This is a genomic window from Acidovorax sp. HMWF018 (assembly GCF_003061035.1).
Lineage (GTDB): Bacteria > Pseudomonadota > Gammaproteobacteria > Burkholderiales > Burkholderiaceae_C > Acidovorax > Acidovorax delafieldii.
On the sequence record NZ_QAIM01000629.1, the window covers coordinates 1 to 1244 of the forward strand.

Annotated in this window: 1 protein-coding gene; it reads left to right on the forward strand. The window is 65.7% G+C overall.

Translation table 11 applies throughout. From position 1 onward, the window contains the following. The coding region (locus DBR23_RS26545) for a Zn-dependent hydrolase (RefSeq protein ID WP_108500081.1) at positions 1–1244 on the forward strand (1244 nt) is incomplete at its 3' end.

Sequence of the window (1244 nt, forward strand, 5' to 3'; positions counted from 1 at the left end):
ATGGACACCAAAGTCAAACCCGACATCGAGAACCTGCGCATCAACGGCGATCGCCTGTGGGCATCGTTGATGGAGCTGGCGCAGATCGGCGCCACCCCCAAGGGCGGCGTGTGCCGCCTCACCCTCACCGACCTGGACAAGCAGGGCCGTGACTTGGTGACCCGCTGGGCGCGCGAGGCAGGCATGACCGTCACCATCGACAAGATCGGCAACGGCTTCATGCGCCGCCCCGGCCGCAACAACAACCTGCCACCCATCATGACCGGCAGCCACATCGACACCCAGCCCACCGGCGGCAAGTTCGACGGCAACTACGGCGTGCTGGCTGGCATCGAAGTCGTGCGCACGCTCAACGACCACGGAATCGAAACCGAAGCCCCCATCGAAGTCGCCTTCTGGACCAACGAAGAAGGATCTCGTTTCGTGCCCGTGATGATGGGCTCCGGCGTGTTCGCCAAAGCCTTCACGCTGGAGCACGCCTACGCCGCCACCGACACCGAAGGCAAGACGGTGAAGGGTGAACTCGAGCGCATCGGCTACATCGGAGACCAGGAGCCCGGCGACCACCCCATCGGCGCCTACTTCGAAACCCACATCGAACAAGGCCCCGTGCTGGAAGACAACGACAAGACCATCGGCGTGGTCAGCGGCGTGCTGGGTATCCGCTGGTTTGACTGCACCGTGACCGGCATGGAAGCCCACGCCGGCCCCACACCCATGGCCCTGCGCAAGGACGCCCTGCTGGCCGCCACACGCATCATGCAAGACGTAGTCGCCGCCGCCCACCGCCACCCGCCGCACGGGCGCGGCACCGTGGGCATGGTGCAAGTCTTCCCCAACAGCCGCAACGTCATCCCCGGCCGGGTCAAGTTCAGCATCGACCTGCGCAACAGCACCGACACGCTGGTGGACGCCATGGCCGCCGAGGTCAAGGCCTTTGCCGACCAGGTGGCCAAGGAGCATGGCGTGCAAGTCCACATCGAAATGGTGTCCAGCTACCCCGCACAGCTCTTCCAGCCCGAATGCGTGCAGGCCGTGGGCCGCGCCGCCGCCAAGCTGGGCTACAGCCACATGCCTGCCGTCTCCGGCGCGGGGCACGATGCCGTGTACATGGCCAAGCTGGCACCCAGCGGCATGATCTTCATCCCCTGCAAGGACGGCATCAGCCACAACGAGATCGAGGACGCGAAACCCGAGCACATCGAGGCCGGGTGCAACGTGCTGCTGCACGCCATGCTGGAGCG